The following is a 17,141-nucleotide window of genomic DNA, read 5'->3' on the forward strand; positions in this document are numbered from 1 at the left end:
TAAGAAAGTATTTTTTTACCATTATGTATTTTTAAGCTTTTGATATTATAGTTATTATTTAAATTATACTTGTGTGGCATATTTCTTGCTTTAATAGGTTTTTTTGCGATTGACTAGGTAGACAATGAAAAGCTTTGTAATTGCAGATCCTGAGAAGTGTATTGGTTGTGGCACCTGCATGGCAGCTTGTTCGACAGTACATAAACAACAAGGACTGCAAAGCCATCCCCGCCTAACCGTGGTTAAACTTGATGATGCCACAGCGCCTGTGATGTGTCGTCATTGTGAAGATGCACCTTGTGCCACAGTATGTCCAGTACAAGCGATCACCAAGCAACAAGATCGTGTCATGCTTAATGAAACCTTGTGTGTTGGTTGTACTTTATGTGCTGTTGCTTGTCCTTTTGGTGCAATCGCATTTGATGGTAGTCGACCTATTGCGATGGCAAATAGCTACGATACTTATATCCCTTCCACTATCCGTTCAAGTAATCCTTCAACTTCTATTCCAAGTACATTTGGTCAAGATATTCTTGCTTGGGAACCAGGAGTAAAAAGCATTGCGGTTAAATGTGATTTGTGTGGTTTTCGAGAACAAGGACCCGCGTGTGCTGAAGTGTGTCCAACGCAAGCGATAATCCTGATTGATGAAGCAAGTATCGCGAAAACACGTGATATTAAACGTGTGTGCGCGGCAGATAGTTCAGCGTCAGCCAAAGGTGGAGCAGTAACACGATGAGCCCATTAGTTTTAGTTTGTTTTGCTTTAATTAGTTATGCCGTGGCTGCGATTTTATCGTATCAGGGGCGTAAACATGAGCAAGAAAGTTTACGTATTGCTGGAGTAATCAGTGCATTTGGTGGATTGTTTGGCATCATTGCAGGGGTAAGCACGATTGTTTCGGGTTTCGATACAGCGGATGCGACGGCGGCGATCAGTCATTGGTTTAGTATGGATATGCTATCAGCACTAATGGTGGTGGTCATTTCAGTCGTAACCATGGCAGCTTCAGTTTATTCAATTAACTATTTAGAAGAATACTACGGCAAAGGTGGTTGGAAGGTTAATGTCCTGTTCAATATTTTTGCCGCAGCGATGACAGCGCTTGTGGTGTCAGCCAATGTAATGGTCTTTATTGTATTTATGGAGATCATTTCACTGGCTTCTTGGTTAATTATTACTAGTGATGGTAGTGCGACAAGTAAAAAAGCAGGCTTGCAATATTTTATTGCTGATCATGCAGCCAGTTTTTTAGTTGTAGTGGCATTTATGATCGTTGCTTCTCATGCCGATAGTTATCAGTTTAGTGCCATCATGCATAACCCTGTTACTGGAGCAACGGCATCTCTAGTGTTCTTATTAGCCTTAGTTGGTTTTGGTATTAAAGCGGCTGGTATTGGCTTACATGGCTGGTTACCTAAAGCGTATCCGATTGCACCGTCATACTGCTCAACCTTGATTTCTTGTGTGATGGTTAAGATTGGTATTTACGGTATTTTGAAGTTTGCGATTTTATTCCTTGGCGCAACCCAATTATGGTGGGGCTTCTTGGTGTTAATCTTTGGTGCAGTGTCTTCTGTGCTTGGCGTAATGTATGCACTAGCAGAACACGATATCAAACGATTGTTGGCATACCATACTATTGAAAATATCGGCATCATTTTAATTGGTGTGGGTGTGAGTATGATTGGTATTGCTTCACATCATCCAGTATTAGCATTGCTTGGTCTTCTTGGTGGTCTATATCATTTATTAAACCACGCAGTGTTCAAAGGCCTGTTATGTTTAGGCTCTGGTTCAATTGTATTTCGTATGCATACCAAAGAAATGGATGACATGGGTGGTTTGGCGAAAACAATGCCTAAAACAGCCGCAGCATTTTTGATTGGTACGTTAGCAATTTGTGCATTGCCGCCATTAAATGGTTTTGTCTCAGAATGGTTTATTTACCAATCGCTATTTAGCATGGGTAAAGTTGGCACAGTTGCAAACCTAGTCTTTGGTCCATTTGGTATGGTAATGCTTGCGTTTACGGGCGCATTAGCATGTATGTGTTTTGTGAAGGTATACGGTATTTGTTTTACTGGCGCACCTAAAACAGAACGCGCAGCCAATACTCGAGAAGTGGGTCCTGCAATGATCACCGCAACCACATCACTGGCAATATTGTGTGTGGTATTAGGCGTGTGTGCACCATGGATAGCACCTTACTTCTCATCAATTGCTTCATCAATGTTAAATATGGCACCATTAGCGGTTGCTCATGGTTTAACGGTATACCCTGCGGTTGCTGATCAAGCGATCCTTTCAACACCTGTCATCGCCATTGCACTGGCACTATTAACTTTAGTACCTGCTGCGTTACTTTATGCTTTCCGTCAACGTCGTCTTGCTCGTCGTCATCAAGGTGATCCTTGGGCGTGTGGTTACCAATACGAACAACGTATGACGGTTTCTGCTGCAAGTATTACCCGTCCGATGCGTAATATGTTTGGTTTTATTTATAACAACCGCCAAGCATCATTGACTGAGCGTTTTGTATTGCCTCATTTAAGTGAAGGTGGTGAAAATCCAACACTCGATAGTCGTAAAGTGTGTCGCTTCTGCGTTATTGCGGTGGTGATTGTGGTGTTGTTTGTTCCTCTCATTTCAGGAGTTAGTCTCTAATGTCCCCACTTGAAATGCCAACAGCGGGTTGGATTGTTTTAGCGATTGTCCAAGCTATTTTAATGCTGATGTTAGCGCCACTGGCAACGGGTTTTTCTCGCGTTATTCGCGCTAAAATTCATTCGCGTCAAGGGCCTGGTGTATTACAAGATTACCGTGATATTGCCAAATTATTGCGTCGCCAATCGGTAGCACCTGCAAACTCTGGTTTTATTTTTTGGATAATGCCATGGGTACTTGTAGTGACAATGCTATTAATTGGCATGGCACTGCCTACCGTTACTCAAGTGTCACCGTTTCCAATTTCGGGTGACATTATTACCGATATTTACTTGTTAGCGATTTTCCGTTTCTTCTTCGCATTATCAGGTATCGATTCAAACAGTATGTTTGCAGGTATCGGTAGTAGCCGTGAATTGACGTTGGGTATCTTAGTTGAGCCAATTCTAATTCTTGCAATTGTCGTGGTTGCGTTAAGTGTTGGTACCACTGACTTAGGTTATATCAGCCACGCGTTAGCGAATAACCATTGGCAGCATCCATTAACCGTTATTCTTGCAGGTCTTGTATGTGCGTTTGCATTGTTTATCGAAATGGGCAAAGTACCGTTTGACAGTGCAGAAGCAGAGCAAGAGCTTCAAGAAGGTCCAGTAACAGAATACTCAGGTTCTGCATTGGCGATGGTGAAATTGGGTTTAGGTTTAAAACAACTTGTTGTTGCACAGTTATTCCTTGCGATTTTCATTCCTTGGGGTAAAGCAAGCAGCTTAAGTTTTGGTGGCTTATTTTCAGCTTCCATCATTTTGTTGATTAAATTGTTTGTGGTGTTTTTGATTGCTGGTTTAGTTGAAAACACCATGGCACGTGTACGTTTTACTCAAATTCACCGTACGATTTTCCCTGCGTTTTTAGTGGCTGTATTGGCACTGATATTTTTAATTTTTGGTTGGTAAGTAATAGATATGACAAACAATACATCTCAACAATTTCACTCGCAGCCACAAGCGGGTCGTATTGGTAAAAATTATGTCGATGGTGTGAATCATTTCTTTCCATCCGCAATTATTGATGAAGAGTGGCAGACCGAAAACCAAGTGACTATCACCGTTAAAATGACTTCGTTGGTTGAGGTGATGAAATGGCTTTACTACGATCAAGGCGGCTGGTTAACGGTTACTTTTGGTAATGATGAACGTAGCCTTAATGGTCACTTTGCGGTTTATCATGCGCTTTCTATGGAAGGTGAAGTAAAAAGCTGGGTAACGGTAAAAGTCTTAGTTGATGCTAATAGCCAAGAGTTTATCTCTATTACTCCAACCATTCCTGCTGCGGTATGGGGCGAGCGTGAAATCCGTGATATGTACGGTCTACGCCCAGTAGGTTTGCCTGATGAACGTCGTTTAGTTCTACCCGATGATTGGCCTGAAAACCTGCACCCATTGCGTAAAGATGCAATGGATTACCGTCAGCGTCCACAACCAACAACAGAAACTGAAACGTACCAATTTGATAATCAACTGGGTAATGACAGCAACCGTATCGTGCCTGTGGGTCCGTTACATATTACGTCGGATGAACCGGGTCACTTCCGTCTGTTCGTTGATGGTGAAGACATTGTTGATGCGGATTACCGTATGTTCTATGTTCACCGTGGTATGGAAAAATTAGCTGAAACACGCATGGGTTACCATGAAGTGGCACAGTTAACTGACCGTGTATGTGGTATCTGTGGTTTTACTCATAGTGTCGGTTACAGCAATACCATTGAAAATGCATTATCAGTGGATGTGCCATTCCGCGCCAAGATGATCCGTACCGTATTACTTGAAGTTGAACGTCTGCACAGTCACTTATTAAACATTGGTTTATCAAGCCATTTCGTTGGTTTTGACTCAGGCTTTATGCAATTTTTCCGTGTGCGTGAAAAGACCATGGAATTGGCTGAGTTACTAACAGGTGCCCGTAAAACATATGGCATGAACTTAATTGGTGGCGTACGTCGTGATTTTCTAAAACAGCAGCGCGTACAAGGTATTGCGATGGTGAAAGAAGTCCGTCAGAAGTTCTCTGAGCTGGTGGATGTGCTACTTGCGACACCAAATATCGGTAGTCGTACTGAAGGTGTGGGTATTTTATCAAAGCAAATTGCACGTGATTACAGCCCTGTAGGTCCATTGATCCGTGCGAGTGGTTTTAACCGTGATGTGCGTATTGTGCATGGCCAATCATTAGAGTCATACGGTAGCGTACCGATTGATATTCAAGTGATGGAAAATGGTGATGTATTCTCTCGTGTAATGGTACGTGTACGCGAAGTGTTTGAATCATTAAATGTGATTGAATACGGTTTGGATCACTTGCCACCAGGTGCGATTTTAACTGAAGGCTTTGACTATAAACCGAATAAATTCGCATTGGGCTTTACTGAAGCACCACGTGGTGAAAACGTTCACTGGAGCATGACCGGCGATAATCAGAAGTTATTCCGCTGGCGTTGTCGTGCGGCTACATATGCTAACTGGCCAACATTACGCTATATGTTACGTGGTAACACTGTGGCAGATGCGCCGTTAATCATTGGTAGCTTAGATCCATGTTACTCATGTACTGACCGTGTAACTATTGTTGATACTAAAAAACAACGTAGTAAAACAGTTCCTTATAAAGCGATTGAGCAATACAGCATTGACCGCAAGAACTCGCCATTCAAGCTTTAGGAGGTCATGTGTTTAAGTTATTAAAAACGGTAATAAAAACAGGGTCAGTTACCACCAAATATCCTTTTGCTCCGATGGAAGTGAATGAAGATTTTCGTGGTAAGCCAGAATTAGACGCTGATCAGTGTTTATCTTGTGGTGCATGTACGCGTGCTTGTCCTGCTAATGCTTTGATCATGGAAACAGATGCCAAAGCGGGCACTCGTCGTTGGGAACTGTCAACCGCTCGCTGTATTTTCTGTGGCCGTTGTGAAGAAGTGTGTCCAACTCATGCGATTAAATTGACTCAGAATTTTGAGTTAGCGGTAACCAGTAAAGCCGATCTTTATGATGAAGCGGTATTTACGTTAGCAAATTGTCGTCAATGTGAACGTCCATTTGTGGCACGTAAGTTACTTGAATATGTTTTAGATACGTTAGCACACAGTGGTGTAACGGGTGAGCAACTTCAAGAGCGCCGTAAGCAAATTGAAACATGCCCTGAATGTCGTCGTCGTAACAATATGCTAGATAGCGAAAATGTCAGTCACCTACGTTACCTTGGGGATCAAAAGTAATGAAAGGTATTAAACAATTAGTCGGCACAGCCCACACTCAAACCGTACCTGTTGAATTGCCACCGAATAGCCAAAAGCTAAAAGATGCATTGATCAAGGAGATTCGTCGTTCAGCGTATGTATACCGAGTTGACTGCGGTGGTTGTAACGCATGTGAGATCGAAATTTTTGCGGCCACGACACCTATTTTTGATACCGAGCGCTTTGGTATTAAAATTGTAGCGTCTCCACGTCATGCTGATATTTTGCTGTATACCGGTTCAGTAACTCGTGCTATGCGTGCACCAGCATTACGTGCTTATGAAGCAGCACCTGATCCTAAGATTGTGATTTCATACGGTGCATGTGGTTGTGATGGTGGTATTTTCCACGACCTTTATTGTGTATGGGGTGGTACGGATAAAATTGTTCCCGTAGATGTATATATTCCTGGTTGTCCTCCGACCCCCGCGGCGACCATTTATGGGTTTGCGGTTGCACTGGGTTTACTTGATCAAAAATTAAAAGCCAAAGTGCATCAACCTGAAGTACAAAAGGCAAGTTTAAAACACACTGAAATTCCATTGGATATTAAAGTGATGATTGAGCGTCAAGCACGCGTACTTGCAGGTTATGTGCAAGGACAACGTATTGCTGATGACGTTATGAATGTACTCGCTACTTGTAGTGCCGATGACGTTGATCAAAAAATCAGTGCTTACCTTGCAACTAAAGATGATCCGCGACTTACTGAAATCGTGAATATTTTGCTATCAAAAACCATGACAGCATTAACAGGTTCAGAAGCATGCCCGAGCACACAACAAGGTCAAGCATCGTGTGAAGGTTGTCACCAATGAGAACTGCTTTAGTGGAATTAACACAGTCGCGTCATTATCAAGGCCACGTCTACTTTTATACCTTAGGACGTAAGTTTGTTGATGAGAGCTATGATGTGCCAGAAGAAGCTAAGCAGATCATGTATTACAGTTTGGCGATCGGTCACCATTTAGGTGTGGTCGATTGTTTAAAGGCCGTAATTGAATGTGAAGGTGATGAATACCTAGATTGGATCAGTGGCTTACCACAAGACGGTGAAGCATTTAATAAAATGAAAGGCTATTTTGTGTTTGGTGAAATCACCATTTATCCTGAACATCTTAATATGCTGGCATTAGCGTTTGATCGGATTGATAGTTCAACTCAAAATGCGCGATCACAGCAATTGACTCGTGATTTTATTACCGCGCTTGGGGATATTCACCGTGAACCGACCATGTATATGATGATTCGAGGAATACGCTAACTATGTTACAGGAAGTGAATTTGTCAACAGTGATGGGCGAAAGTGTCTCTAACGATGATGTTGATTTGTCTGTCAGCAATATTGTACTCACCGTGGGTAATAGCATGATGGGAGATGATGGCGCAGGACCCTTATTAGCAAAAATGATCAAAGATAATCCGATTACAGGCTGGAGTGTACTTGAAGGCGGCTCGATGCCTGAAGATTGTTTGCACCTTATTCGTAAAGCTCAACCGCAACGAGTGATTGTGGTGGATGCGGCTGATATCGGTGAACAGGCGGGAGAAGTGAGAATTATTGATCCAGAAACTATTGTCGATATGTATGTGGTCTCGACCCATAGTTTACCGCTCAATTTTTTGATTGATGATTTAAAAACCTTTGTGCCTGAGGTTATTTTTGTGGGTATTCAGCCTGCGATTGTCGCATTTTCATTTCCATTAACTGAGATGGTGCAAACCGCGGTTGAAACTATTTATCAGCGTTTACCTGAATGGCAAGGATCGGGTGGTTTTGAGCATTGCTAAGTAATCGCTGTTAGTCGGTGTCGATAAAGTGTCGATAGTATTGACGAAAAATGACGATGGATTTGATTAATAGAAAGTGATTATCGACACTCTAAAAAAAGAAAGCGTGACAGTGCTCGCGCTTTCTTTTTTTTTAACTATATTTCATTGGCTTAAAAATAAATTCGATTTGTGGATATTTTTGGTACAATAAATGCTTATAAAGTATCGTAGCATAACACTATGCTGTGATGTATCGACATTAACAAGGTATAGACCATGAACCGGTTTGTTTTTGCAGATCCAAATCTGTGTATTGGGTGTCGAACCTGTGAAATTGCATGTGTTGTTTCTCACCAAGTAGACGGAATGCTTACTGGTGTTGATGCAGTAGAATTTACACCTCGTTTGACCTTGGTGAAAAATGCGCATGTAACAACACCAGTTATGTGTCGTCAATGTGATGATGCACCTTGTGCTCAGGTTTGCCCTAATAATGCCATCGTTTTAGAAGATGGTTATGTGAAAGTGATTCAGTCACGTTGTATCGGGTGTAAAACCTGTGTCATCGCTTGTCCTTTCGGCGCAATGAATGTTGTGACTAAAATGGTTGAAGAGTCCAAAGGCGCGTCGTTATTTAAGCGCATGGTTCCTCAGTCTCAAGCATTAAAGTGTGACTTGTGTTCCCATCGTGATGCTGGTCCTGCGTGTGTGGAAGTCTGTCCAACAAACGCGATTCAGATTATTGAACCTGAAACATTGACCGAAGCCAGCAAGCAAAAACGTGAAGCAGCAGCGCTCAATGATGCTGTAGCAATCATTCGTTAGTGTTATAAACCCTTGGTTTAAAATACGCATTAATAACAATTATAGCCAAAAAGGTTAGTATGAAAAAATCAATTGTTGTTTGTCCCTACTGTGGTACTGGGTGCAAACTAAAGTTGGTTGTCGAAAATAACAAAGTCGTGGCAGCAGAACCAGCAATGGGTCGTACCAATGAAGGCCAACTTTGTTTGAAAGGCTACTATGGTTGGGATTTCCTCAACGATACCAACTTATTAACGCCACGCTTGAAGCAACCAATGATTCGCCGTACACGTGAGTCAGCCTTAGAAGCCGTGTCTTGGGACGAAGCTATTCAATTTGCCGGCGATAAGCTAATGGCAATTAAAAAGCAGTATGGTCCAGATGCGATAATGACAACAGGTTCAGCCCGCGGTCCGGGTAACGAAGCCAACTATGTGATGCAAAAACTCGCAAGGGCGGTGATCGGAACCAACAATGTTGACCACTGTGCTAGGGTGTGACACGCACCATCAGTCTCCGGTCTGGAGACAACAGTAGGTAATGGCGCAATGAGTAACGCGATTCCCGAAATTCAACAAACTAAATGCTTACTCATCTTCGGTTACAACGCGGCTGATTCTCACCCAGTTGTAGCACGACATATTTTAAAAGCCCGTGCAAATGGCGCTAAAATTATTGTATGTGACCCACGTAAGATCGAATCTGCGCGTGTTGCTGATCAATGGTTAGCGTTAAAGAACGGCTCGAACATGGCACTTGTTAATGCGTTAGCAAATGTGATTATCGAAGAAAATCTTTACGATAAAGCGTTCGTACAATACAACACTGAAGGTTTTGATGAGTTCCGTGAAATTGCTTCACGTTACACGCCAGAAACAGTGGAAGAAGTAACAGGTCTAAAAGCTGCGGATATCCGTTTGGCTGCACGTACTTACGCTGCGGCACCTGAAGCTATGATTCTATGGGGTATGGGCGTTACTCAGTACGGTCAGGCAGTTGACGTGGTTCGTGGTTTAGCGGGTCTTGCACTGTTAACCGGTAACTTTGGCCGTCCTGGTGTAGGTTGTGGTCCGGTTCGTGGTCAAAACAACGTTCAAGGTACCTGTGATATGGGTATGTTGCCGCACCAATTCCCTGGCTATCAAGACGTAAACATTGATGCAAACCGAGAAAAGTTTGAAAAAGCGTGGGGTGTTGAGCTTTCAGGTAAGCCAGGCTACCGTCTGACTGAAGTTGGGCACAAGGCTGATGAAGGTATTTGTAAAGCGTTTTATATCTTTGGTGAAGATCCAGCACAAACTGAAGCTGATCTTGCCGCCATGCGCGCGACTATGCGTAAAATGGAATTGGTTATCGTTCAAGATATCTTCATGACTCAAACAGCGGAATTTGCGGATGTTATTTTCCCTGCAACAAGCTGGGGTGAACATGAAGGCGTGTACAGTAGTGCTGACCGTGGTTTCCAACGCTTCTATAAAGCAGTGGTTCCGACCGGTAATGTGAAACCTGACTGGGAAATCTTTAGTTTGTTAGCAACGTACATGGGTTACCCTATGTCGTACAATAACACTGAAGAAATCTGGGATGAACTACGTGCGTTATGTCCTGATTATGCCGGTGTGACGTATGAAAAAATGGCTGATCTAAAATCTGTACAATGGCCTTGTCCAACAGAAGATCACCCAGGTACGTCTTACTTATTTAAAGACAACAAGTTCACTACACCTTCGGGTAAAGGTATCTTCATTGGTGCTGATTGGCGTCCGCCGCTAGAGCAACCTGATGCCGAATATCCATTGGTATTGTCAACTGTACGTGAAGTGGGCCACTATTCTTGTCGTTCAATGACAGGTAACTGTTCTGCACTACAAACATTGGCTGATGAACCTGGTTATGTGCAAATGCACCCAGATGATGCCAAAGCATTGGGGATCGATGATCAACAATTAGTGTGGGTATCTTCTCGTCGCGGCAAAGTTATCTCGCGTGCTAACTACAATGAGCGCGTAAACAGAGGTGTGGTTTACATGACATACCAATGGTGGATTGGCGCATGTAATGAATTAACCATTGAGCATGTCGATCCTATTTCAAATACGCCTGAATTTAAATACTGTGCGGTTAAAGTAGAGAACATTGATGATCAGCCATGGGCTGAAAATTATGTACAAACTGAATACAGTAATTTAAAAGCACGTTTGAAAAACCATGTTGCTAATGCATAAAAATGTTGTGTAAATAAGACTTGTTATGTTTTATATACAATATATAGCATCATAAATGAAAATAAGGTTTCCAAGATAAAAGATTGATTATTTTTATCTTGGTTCCTTATATTTTTTGTGATTAAAAATCATTGTTTTAATTTATTTGTCAGCTCAAATATTTTAATTTTTATTCGTTTTATTTTAAAGATACTGTTGTTAATAATTATTGATTGATATGGATCAATACTTGGTTATTAAAATGATTGAGAATTGTATAACAAATGCTTGGATTTTTATTCGCTATTCGAGCCATATTATCAGTAAGAGTTAATGTTAGCATGGAAAACTTTGAAAGCGATTTAATGATCTTTTCTAAGGCATTATTGTCTATAAATGACATTTCAGGTGTGATTAATTTTCTAAATAATGAACGTTTATTATTTATCGATGCTGATCGTGTTAATATTATTTTAAAAGATGACATAAGTGCTCAATCAATTTTATATTATCAAAATGCAGATAAAGAGTTCCAACGTTATGATTATTCAGAAGATAGTTTAAGTCTTCATCATGTTGTATCGTGTGAATATAGCCATTACATTAATGGTGAAGAGCTTTATCGTACTTTTCCTCAATTATCTCTTCATCCGGCATACACTAATATCCAAACATACTGTAAAATACCGCTACTAATAGCAAACCAACAGTTAGGTGCTATTGAATATATTAACCTTCGTCTACCTAATCATGATGATGTAGAAAAACAATTTAAACTGTTCAATAATATGGTTGCTGCAATGATCGAACATATTCTTGAACATCAAATTGCATCATCGCTCACTCAGCAATTAAGTAATGAGCATAAAGATTTCCAGTTTTTAGTTGATATTACAAATGCGGTTATTAATCAGAGTTCAAAAAAAGAACTGATTGGTTCATTATTGCGTTTTTTATATCAACGCTTTGGAATGAATGAACTATCAATTATACAGTCTCAAGACGGCCACTATAATCAATATTCTGGTGGTGATGTTGATATTAATGGTGAAATGGATTATCAATGCCATTTTTTTACCGATGACAGTATGATTAAGAATGCGGTTCAAAATAACCAAGCTGTTATTTTGACTGCGGCTGATATTTATAAATTAAACCATGATGATAATAGTCCCTATTTTTCATCACAGGCTAAAAGTGCTTGTATTATACCTATGATATTTAGAGGGTTAACGATCGGTTATATCTGTTATGTCAAGGCAGTAGAAACACAATTTCAGCAGACGGAGATTGAGTTATTTAAGCAAATATCAGCCCGTGTTGCATTGGCTATACACAGTATAAAAGTGCATCAATCAGCAACACCGCATCGACCACAGACTAAGTTTATCAGCATTGAAGAGAGCTATGACGAGCATGCTATTTTCGATGACATTATTAGTCAAAGTGAAGTGATGAATAAAGTGTTAGAGCAAGTTGCATTAGTAGCAAGCTGTGACAGTACCGTATTAATTTTAGGTGAATCTGGTACAGGTAAAGAGTTGATTGCACGTGCGATCCATAAAATGAGTCATCGCAGTAAAACTGACATGGTAAAGATGAATTGTGCGGCGATCCCGAGTGGTTTGTTTGAAAGTGAATTGTTTGGTCATGAACGTGGTGCATTCACAGGTGCTGTAACTCAACGTGTGGGGCGATTTGAACAAGCGCATAAAGGCACACTATTTCTAGATGAAATTGGCGATATGCCATTGGAGTTACAGCCTAAATTATTACGTGTTTTGCAAGAAAATGAAATTGAGCGTGTTGGTAAAAATCAGTTGATCAGTATTGATGTTCGTATTGTGGTGGCGACTAATGTGAACCTATTAGACATGGTACAACAAAAACAATTTCGTAATGACTTGTATTATCGCTTAAATGTTTTTCCAATTGAGATTCCGCCGTTACGAGAACGAGCAGAAGATATTCCTTTATTGGTAAAACATTTTACGCGAGAGTTAGCAAAAAAAATGGGTAAAAATATTACCTCTATTGCGGTTGAAGATATGCATATTATGCAGCAATTCTCATGGCCCGGTAATGTGCGTGAGTTACGTAATGTGATCGAACGTTCAGTTATTTTGACACGAGGTCATGTGCTTAACGTGCCAACCCAAGAATTGGTTTCATCACCATCAATGTTAACTCTTACGCCAGTCGAGCCTGTGATACAAGATGTTGTATTGCCCGCTGATGTTAAATTACCGTCACCGATGATTGATAAACAAATGATAGTCGATGCATTAATTCATTGTGGTGGTGTTATTGCAGGTCCTAATGGTGCGGCGAATCAGTTGGGTTTAAAGCGAACTACATTGTTATCACGCATGCAAAAAATGGGTTTGAATAGTCAAGATTTTCGTTTAATTAATTGAATATTATAAATAAAAAATAAATATCGTAATAGATAAGTAAAGGAAAAAGATGTTGAACACCTTTGAAGCGTTACCGGAATCGATGTTTTGTAATGCAAGTGAACGTCCTATTGTACGTTACCGTAAAGGCAAAAATGATTGCAATGAACTTGATTACATTATTGAAGAAACGCCGGTTGCCATTGCTTTTAATGGTGTTGCTTATACCGTCATGATGTGCACGCCTAATGACTTAGAACAGTTTGCGATTGGCTTTTCGTTATCAGAAGGGATCATTGATCACCATCGTGATATTCATGATATTGAGATGACACCCACATGCGATGGCATCAATATTAACGTTACCATTGCTAACCGTTGTGTTGTACGTTTGCAGCAAAAACGTCGCTCATTAGCAGGGCTGACGGGGTGTGGTATTTGTGGTGAAGAAAAATTAGAAACGGTATGCCGTGTATTAGCACCTGTGCCGTCATCGGTGCAATTTGATTTAAGTCATCTTGATCCTGTCTTACAACAATTATTACGCAAGCAGCAATTGAATCAACTAACAGGCTCTGCTCATGCTGCGGTGTATATCGATAACCAAGGTCAAGTCGCTGCTATTTTTGAAGATGTCGGTCGTCATATTGCATTAGATAAATTGGTGGGGTGTATTCATCAACAACAGCTAACCGGTGGCGCTGTATTGGTCACAAGTCGTGCCAGTTTTGAAATGGTTCAAAAAGCAGCGGCAGCAGGCGTTGAAGTATTATTAGCGATTTCATCAGCGACCAAAATGGCCGTTGATTTAGCGGAAAAACTTAACCTGACGTTATTGGGTCATTGTCGTAATGGCCGTGCAGATGCTTATACGCATTCTGAGCGCATTATAGGAATGATTTAATCACGCTTAGGTATTGAATTTAATGTTAATGAATAAGCTTATTATTCATTAGCAATAAATCCCCGTTAGGTCGGGTTTTCATTCTATTACACTAAGGACAAAAATAAATGAAACTTAAACATATTGTTGCCAGTGCGCTTACTCTTTTTTCACCCCTCGTTTTAGCACACCCAGGTCACATAGGTCCCCATACAACAACGGGTTTTATGACCGGTTTTGTTCACCCATTTACAGGTCTTGATCACTTATCCGTAATGATTGGTGTGGGTCTATTAGCGGCATTAATGGGCGGTAAAGCAGTATCACGTTTACCTATGGCATTTATTGGAATTATGGTTATCGGTGGTGCATTAGGTGTTGCGGGCATGGTATTACCGGGCATTGAAATGGGTATTGCTTTATCTGTTATTGGTATGGGGGCAATGTTATTAGCTGGTGGCCGTATGTCAGAGAAAGTGGCAACGGGCTTAGTAATGGCTTTCGCACTATTCCACGGTATGGCACATGGCATGGAAATGCCGCTTGACGCACAAGCACTGGAATACTTCAGTGGTTTTATTGTAGCAACGGCAATCTTACATGTGTCAGGTATTGCATTAGGTAAGTTCGTCATGACATCAACAATCAACCAACGTTTAATGCGTGTAGTTGGTGTTGTTATGGCAGCCTTTGGTGGCATATTAATGCTGTCGTAATTTAGCTGGAAAATCGCAGTGAAAGACAACTTTGCACGACAATATATTCATATTACCGGCATTGTACAAGGGGTCGGTTTCCGCCCCTTTGTCTACCAACTGGCGCTGAAATATGCGCTTGTTGGATGGGTAATTAATGATTCAGAAGGCGTCAAGATAGATGCTCAAGGTAAGATTGAAAACCTTGAACAATTTATTATTGAACTTCAGCAACAAGCACCGCTATTAAGTCGTATAGATCAAATGACAGTGATGCCATTATCATTATGGTTCAACGCAGAAAAACCAACATTATTTAGTATCGAGAAAAGCCAGTATTGTGATAGTACTACAGTGTGTGTTTCTCCCGATCAAGGGCTTTGTAATGCCTGTAAACAAGACATTATGAATCCTACTTCGCGTTATTATCGTTATCCTTTTACCAATTGTACTCATTGTGGCCCTCGTTACAGTATTACGCGATCATTACCTTATGACCGCGTAGCAACCAGTATGGCAAGCTTTGCATTATGTCATGATTGTCAACAAGCGTATGAAAATCCCCTTGATCGTCGTTACCATGCTCAGCCAATAAGTTGTGCAGTTTGCGGACCATGGACACGGTTTATTGATTATCATGATAACGCTATATCAGATGAATTAACCCAGCAAGCGGCCATTAATCAATTAGCCAAACGTCTTCAAGCTGGGGCGGTGGTTGCGATTAAAGGATTAGGTGGTTTTCACCTTGTTTGTGATGGCACCAATCCTGATGTTGTTGCACAATTGCGCCATATTAAACATCGCCAACAAAAACCATTAGCGGTAATGGTTGCAGATATTACGTCGGCACAACAATTAGTCATTGGTGATGCGATGGAGTGGCAAGCATTGGATGCTCAGGCTCGCCCGATCGTGTTAATGCATAAATATCAAACTATTCATGGCACCCCGTCTGGTGTGAGTGTTGCTGCGAATGTTGCACCTAATGTGCCTTATTTAGGGGTTATGCTACCTTATACTCCTTTGCATTATTTATTGTTTACCGCGTTAGCTGACATTAATGCAACCGCCGTGTTAGTCATGACCAGTGCGAATGTTTCTGGCATGCCAATTGCGACAGATATTGAGCAAATTAAACACCAATTTTGGGGGGTTATTGATAGTGTACTTGATCATAATCGTCCCATTATTCATGCCTGTGATGACAGTGTCGTTCATTATGCTGGTGGAAAAATACGTACTCTACGTATGGCGCGTGGTTATGCGCCCTATAGCCATTTTGGTCATAAAGCTGAGACGATGACATTAGCTTTAGGCGCACAACAAAAATCTACGATAGCTTTAGCTTTACCTCAACAATGGGTTTTATCACCTTATATTGGTGATCTTAACAATCTTGATACTGAGCAGCGTTATCAACAAGCTGTGACTGAGTTACAAGAGCTATATCAAGTGACGGCACCACAACTTGTGTGCGATAAACATGCGGGTTACTCTTCATCAATCTACGCCAAGAAATTGATTTCTGAATCAAAAATCCCATTAAATTTATTACAAGTACAGCACCACCATGCGCATATTTTGGCTGTAATGGCTGAATTTAATTTAACCAAACCGGTGATTGGTTTTACTTTTGACGGCACAGGTCAAGGTGATGATGATACGGTTTGGGGAGGTGAAGTGTTACTAGCATCGTGCCAAGACTATCAACGTCTCGGTTATTTACGTCCTTTCCGTCTTCTTGGTGGTGAAAAAGCAATAAAAGAGCCTGCACGACTATTATTTGCAATGTTACTTGAATGCTATTGTCTTGATGATATTAAAGCGATGCAGTTAAATGCTTTTTCTTCTTGGAATGATAGCTATTTCAATAATTTATATCGGTTGTGGCAAAGTGGTAGTCGTTCACCTTATACCTCATCAATGGGACGATTTATCGATGCTTGGGCTTGCTTACTTGGGTTGATTGATAAGGTTAATTATGAAGGTCAATGTGGGCTGTTATTAGAACAAGCGGCTAAACAAGATCTATGCCATATTCCATTGTCTTTTCAGATCACAGACAGCGGTATCTTTGATTGGCAGCCATTATTTGCACATGTAGTGCCGCTTGTTGGTGAAATCAATGATATACAGCATCAAATATGGATTAATAGCTTAGCACATAGTGTGTTTATGGCTATTGCTAAAATGATTGTCACGATTGCGAAACAACATCCTCACCACGCAGTTGTTCTTGGTGGTGGTGTTTTTCAAAACCGAGTATTGATGGATCAAATTTATCACCAGTTCTCTGTCCTATCGCAACCGTTATATTGTGGTGAAAAACTGCCATCAAATGACGGTGCAATCGCAGCGGGACAGTTATGGTATGCGCTTCACCATCCACTAGATTCAACTATTACCCCATAGGTGCCACTA

General features: G+C 41.0%; 14 protein-coding genes. All 14 read left to right on the forward strand.

What is annotated here, in order from left to right; translation table 11 throughout:
• The first annotated feature begins 124 nt into the window (after positions 1–124).
• The 14 genes from C9I86_RS07985 (at position 125) to hypF (ending at position 17,132) form a co-directional block, all read left to right on the forward strand.
• Complete coding sequence (locus C9I86_RS07985; RefSeq protein ID WP_080156314.1) at positions 125–739, forward strand: 4Fe-4S dicluster domain-containing protein; 615 nt, start codon at positions 125–127, stop codon at positions 737–739.
• Entirely contained in the window at positions 736–2,667 is a 1,932-nt protein-coding gene (locus C9I86_RS07990) for a proton-conducting transporter membrane subunit (protein WP_080156313.1), read from the forward strand. The genes C9I86_RS07985 and C9I86_RS07990 overlap by 4 nt, the downstream gene beginning before the upstream one ends.
• The gene (locus tag C9I86_RS07995; RefSeq protein WP_107276090.1) at positions 2,667–3,620 is read left to right on the forward strand and encodes a respiratory chain complex I subunit 1 family protein; all 954 of its coding nucleotides are present in this window, start codon (positions 2,667–2,669) and stop codon (positions 3,618–3,620) included. Before C9I86_RS07990 ends, C9I86_RS07995 begins: the two co-directional genes overlap by 1 nt.
• A gap of 9 nt (positions 3,621–3,629) precedes the next feature.
• Positions 3,630–5,384: an NADH-quinone oxidoreductase subunit C gene (locus tag C9I86_RS08000; RefSeq protein WP_080156311.1), complete on the forward strand. Its 1,755-nt coding sequence runs from the start codon at positions 3,630–3,632 to the stop codon at positions 5,382–5,384.
• Between the two features lie 8 nt (positions 5,385–5,392).
• Entirely contained in the window at positions 5,393–5,941 is a 549-nt protein-coding gene (locus C9I86_RS08005) for a formate hydrogenlyase complex iron-sulfur subunit (RefSeq protein ID WP_080156310.1), read from the forward strand.
• Positions 5,941–6,780, forward strand: coding sequence for an NADH-quinone oxidoreductase subunit B family protein (locus C9I86_RS08010; protein WP_080156309.1), 840 nt, complete (start codon positions 5,941–5,943; stop codon positions 6,778–6,780). Before C9I86_RS08005 ends, C9I86_RS08010 begins: the two co-directional genes overlap by 1 nt.
• The gene (locus tag C9I86_RS08015) at positions 6,777–7,226 is read left to right on the forward strand and encodes a formate hydrogenlyase maturation HycH family protein (protein WP_107276091.1); all 450 of its coding nucleotides are present in this window, start codon (positions 6,777–6,779) and stop codon (positions 7,224–7,226) included. The genes C9I86_RS08010 and C9I86_RS08015 overlap by 4 nt, the downstream gene beginning before the upstream one ends.
• 32 nt (positions 7,227–7,258) lie before the next feature.
• A complete protein-coding gene (hycI, locus tag C9I86_RS08020; RefSeq protein WP_080156574.1) occupies positions 7,259–7,753 on the forward strand; it encodes a hydrogenase maturation peptidase HycI in 495 nt (164 codons plus the stop codon).
• A 258-nt stretch (positions 7,754–8,011) separates the two neighbouring features.
• The gene (locus tag C9I86_RS08025; RefSeq protein WP_080156307.1) at positions 8,012–8,560 is read left to right on the forward strand and encodes a 4Fe-4S dicluster domain-containing protein; all 549 of its coding nucleotides are present in this window, start codon (positions 8,012–8,014) and stop codon (positions 8,558–8,560) included.
• A 59-nt stretch (positions 8,561–8,619) separates the two neighbouring features.
• A complete protein-coding gene (gene fdhF, locus C9I86_RS08030; protein WP_107276092.1) occupies positions 8,620–10,764 on the forward strand; it encodes a formate dehydrogenase subunit alpha in 2,145 nt (714 codons plus the stop codon).
• Positions 10,765–11,084: 320 nt separating this feature from the next.
• Complete coding sequence (locus tag C9I86_RS08035) at positions 11,085–13,160, forward strand: sigma 54-interacting transcriptional regulator (RefSeq protein ID WP_241956862.1); 2,076 nt, start codon at positions 11,085–11,087, stop codon at positions 13,158–13,160.
• Between the two features lie 49 nt (positions 13,161–13,209).
• Positions 13,210–14,043 (forward strand): formate dehydrogenase accessory sulfurtransferase FdhD, encoded by an 834-nt coding sequence (gene fdhD, locus C9I86_RS08040; protein ID WP_199190760.1) that lies wholly within the window; start codon positions 13,210–13,212, stop codon positions 14,041–14,043.
• Between the two features lie 107 nt (positions 14,044–14,150).
• Positions 14,151–14,738 carry a HupE/UreJ family protein gene (locus C9I86_RS08045; protein WP_080156304.1) on the forward strand — a complete coding sequence of 196 codons (588 nt, stop codon included), beginning with the start codon at positions 14,151–14,153 and terminating at the stop codon, positions 14,736–14,738.
• A gap of 18 nt (positions 14,739–14,756) precedes the next feature.
• A complete protein-coding gene (hypF, locus tag C9I86_RS08050; RefSeq protein ID WP_107276094.1) occupies positions 14,757–17,132 on the forward strand; it encodes a carbamoyltransferase HypF in 2,376 nt (791 codons plus the stop codon).
• Positions 17,133–17,141: the final 9 nt, after the last annotated feature.

It is taken from the genome of Photobacterium sp. NCIMB 13483 (genome assembly GCF_003025475.1).
Taxonomy (GTDB): Bacteria; Pseudomonadota; Gammaproteobacteria; order Enterobacterales; family Vibrionaceae; genus Photobacterium; species Photobacterium piscicola.

Excerpts from the sequence above, each read along its gene's own strand:
- C9I86_RS08000 (WP_080156311.1), top strand. The coding sequence starts at position 3,630 with ATGACAAACAATACATCTCAACAATTTCACTCGCAGCCACAAGCGGGT.
- C9I86_RS08035 (WP_241956862.1), top strand. The coding sequence starts at position 11,085 with ATGGAAAACTTTGAAAGCGATTTAATGATCTTTTCTAAGGCATTATTG.
- C9I86_RS08025 (WP_080156307.1), top strand. The coding sequence starts at position 8,012 with ATGAACCGGTTTGTTTTTGCAGATCCAAATCTGTGTATTGGGTGTCGA.
- C9I86_RS07985 (WP_080156314.1), top strand. The coding sequence starts at position 125 with ATGAAAAGCTTTGTAATTGCAGATCCTGAGAAGTGTATTGGTTGTGGC.
- hycI (WP_080156574.1), top strand. The coding sequence starts at position 7,259 with ATGGGCGAAAGTGTCTCTAACGATGATGTTGATTTGTCTGTCAGCAAT.
- C9I86_RS08045 (WP_080156304.1), top strand. The coding sequence starts at position 14,151 with ATGAAACTTAAACATATTGTTGCCAGTGCGCTTACTCTTTTTTCACCC.
- C9I86_RS08015 (WP_107276091.1), top strand. The coding sequence starts at position 6,777 with ATGAGAACTGCTTTAGTGGAATTAACACAGTCGCGTCATTATCAAGGC.
- C9I86_RS07990 (WP_080156313.1), top strand. The coding sequence starts at position 736 with ATGAGCCCATTAGTTTTAGTTTGTTTTGCTTTAATTAGTTATGCCGTG.
- C9I86_RS07995 (WP_107276090.1), top strand. The coding sequence starts at position 2,667 with ATGTCCCCACTTGAAATGCCAACAGCGGGTTGGATTGTTTTAGCGATT.
- C9I86_RS08010 (WP_080156309.1), top strand. The coding sequence starts at position 5,941 with ATGAAAGGTATTAAACAATTAGTCGGCACAGCCCACACTCAAACCGTA.
- fdhD (WP_199190760.1), top strand. The coding sequence starts at position 13,210 with ATGTTGAACACCTTTGAAGCGTTACCGGAATCGATGTTTTGTAATGCA.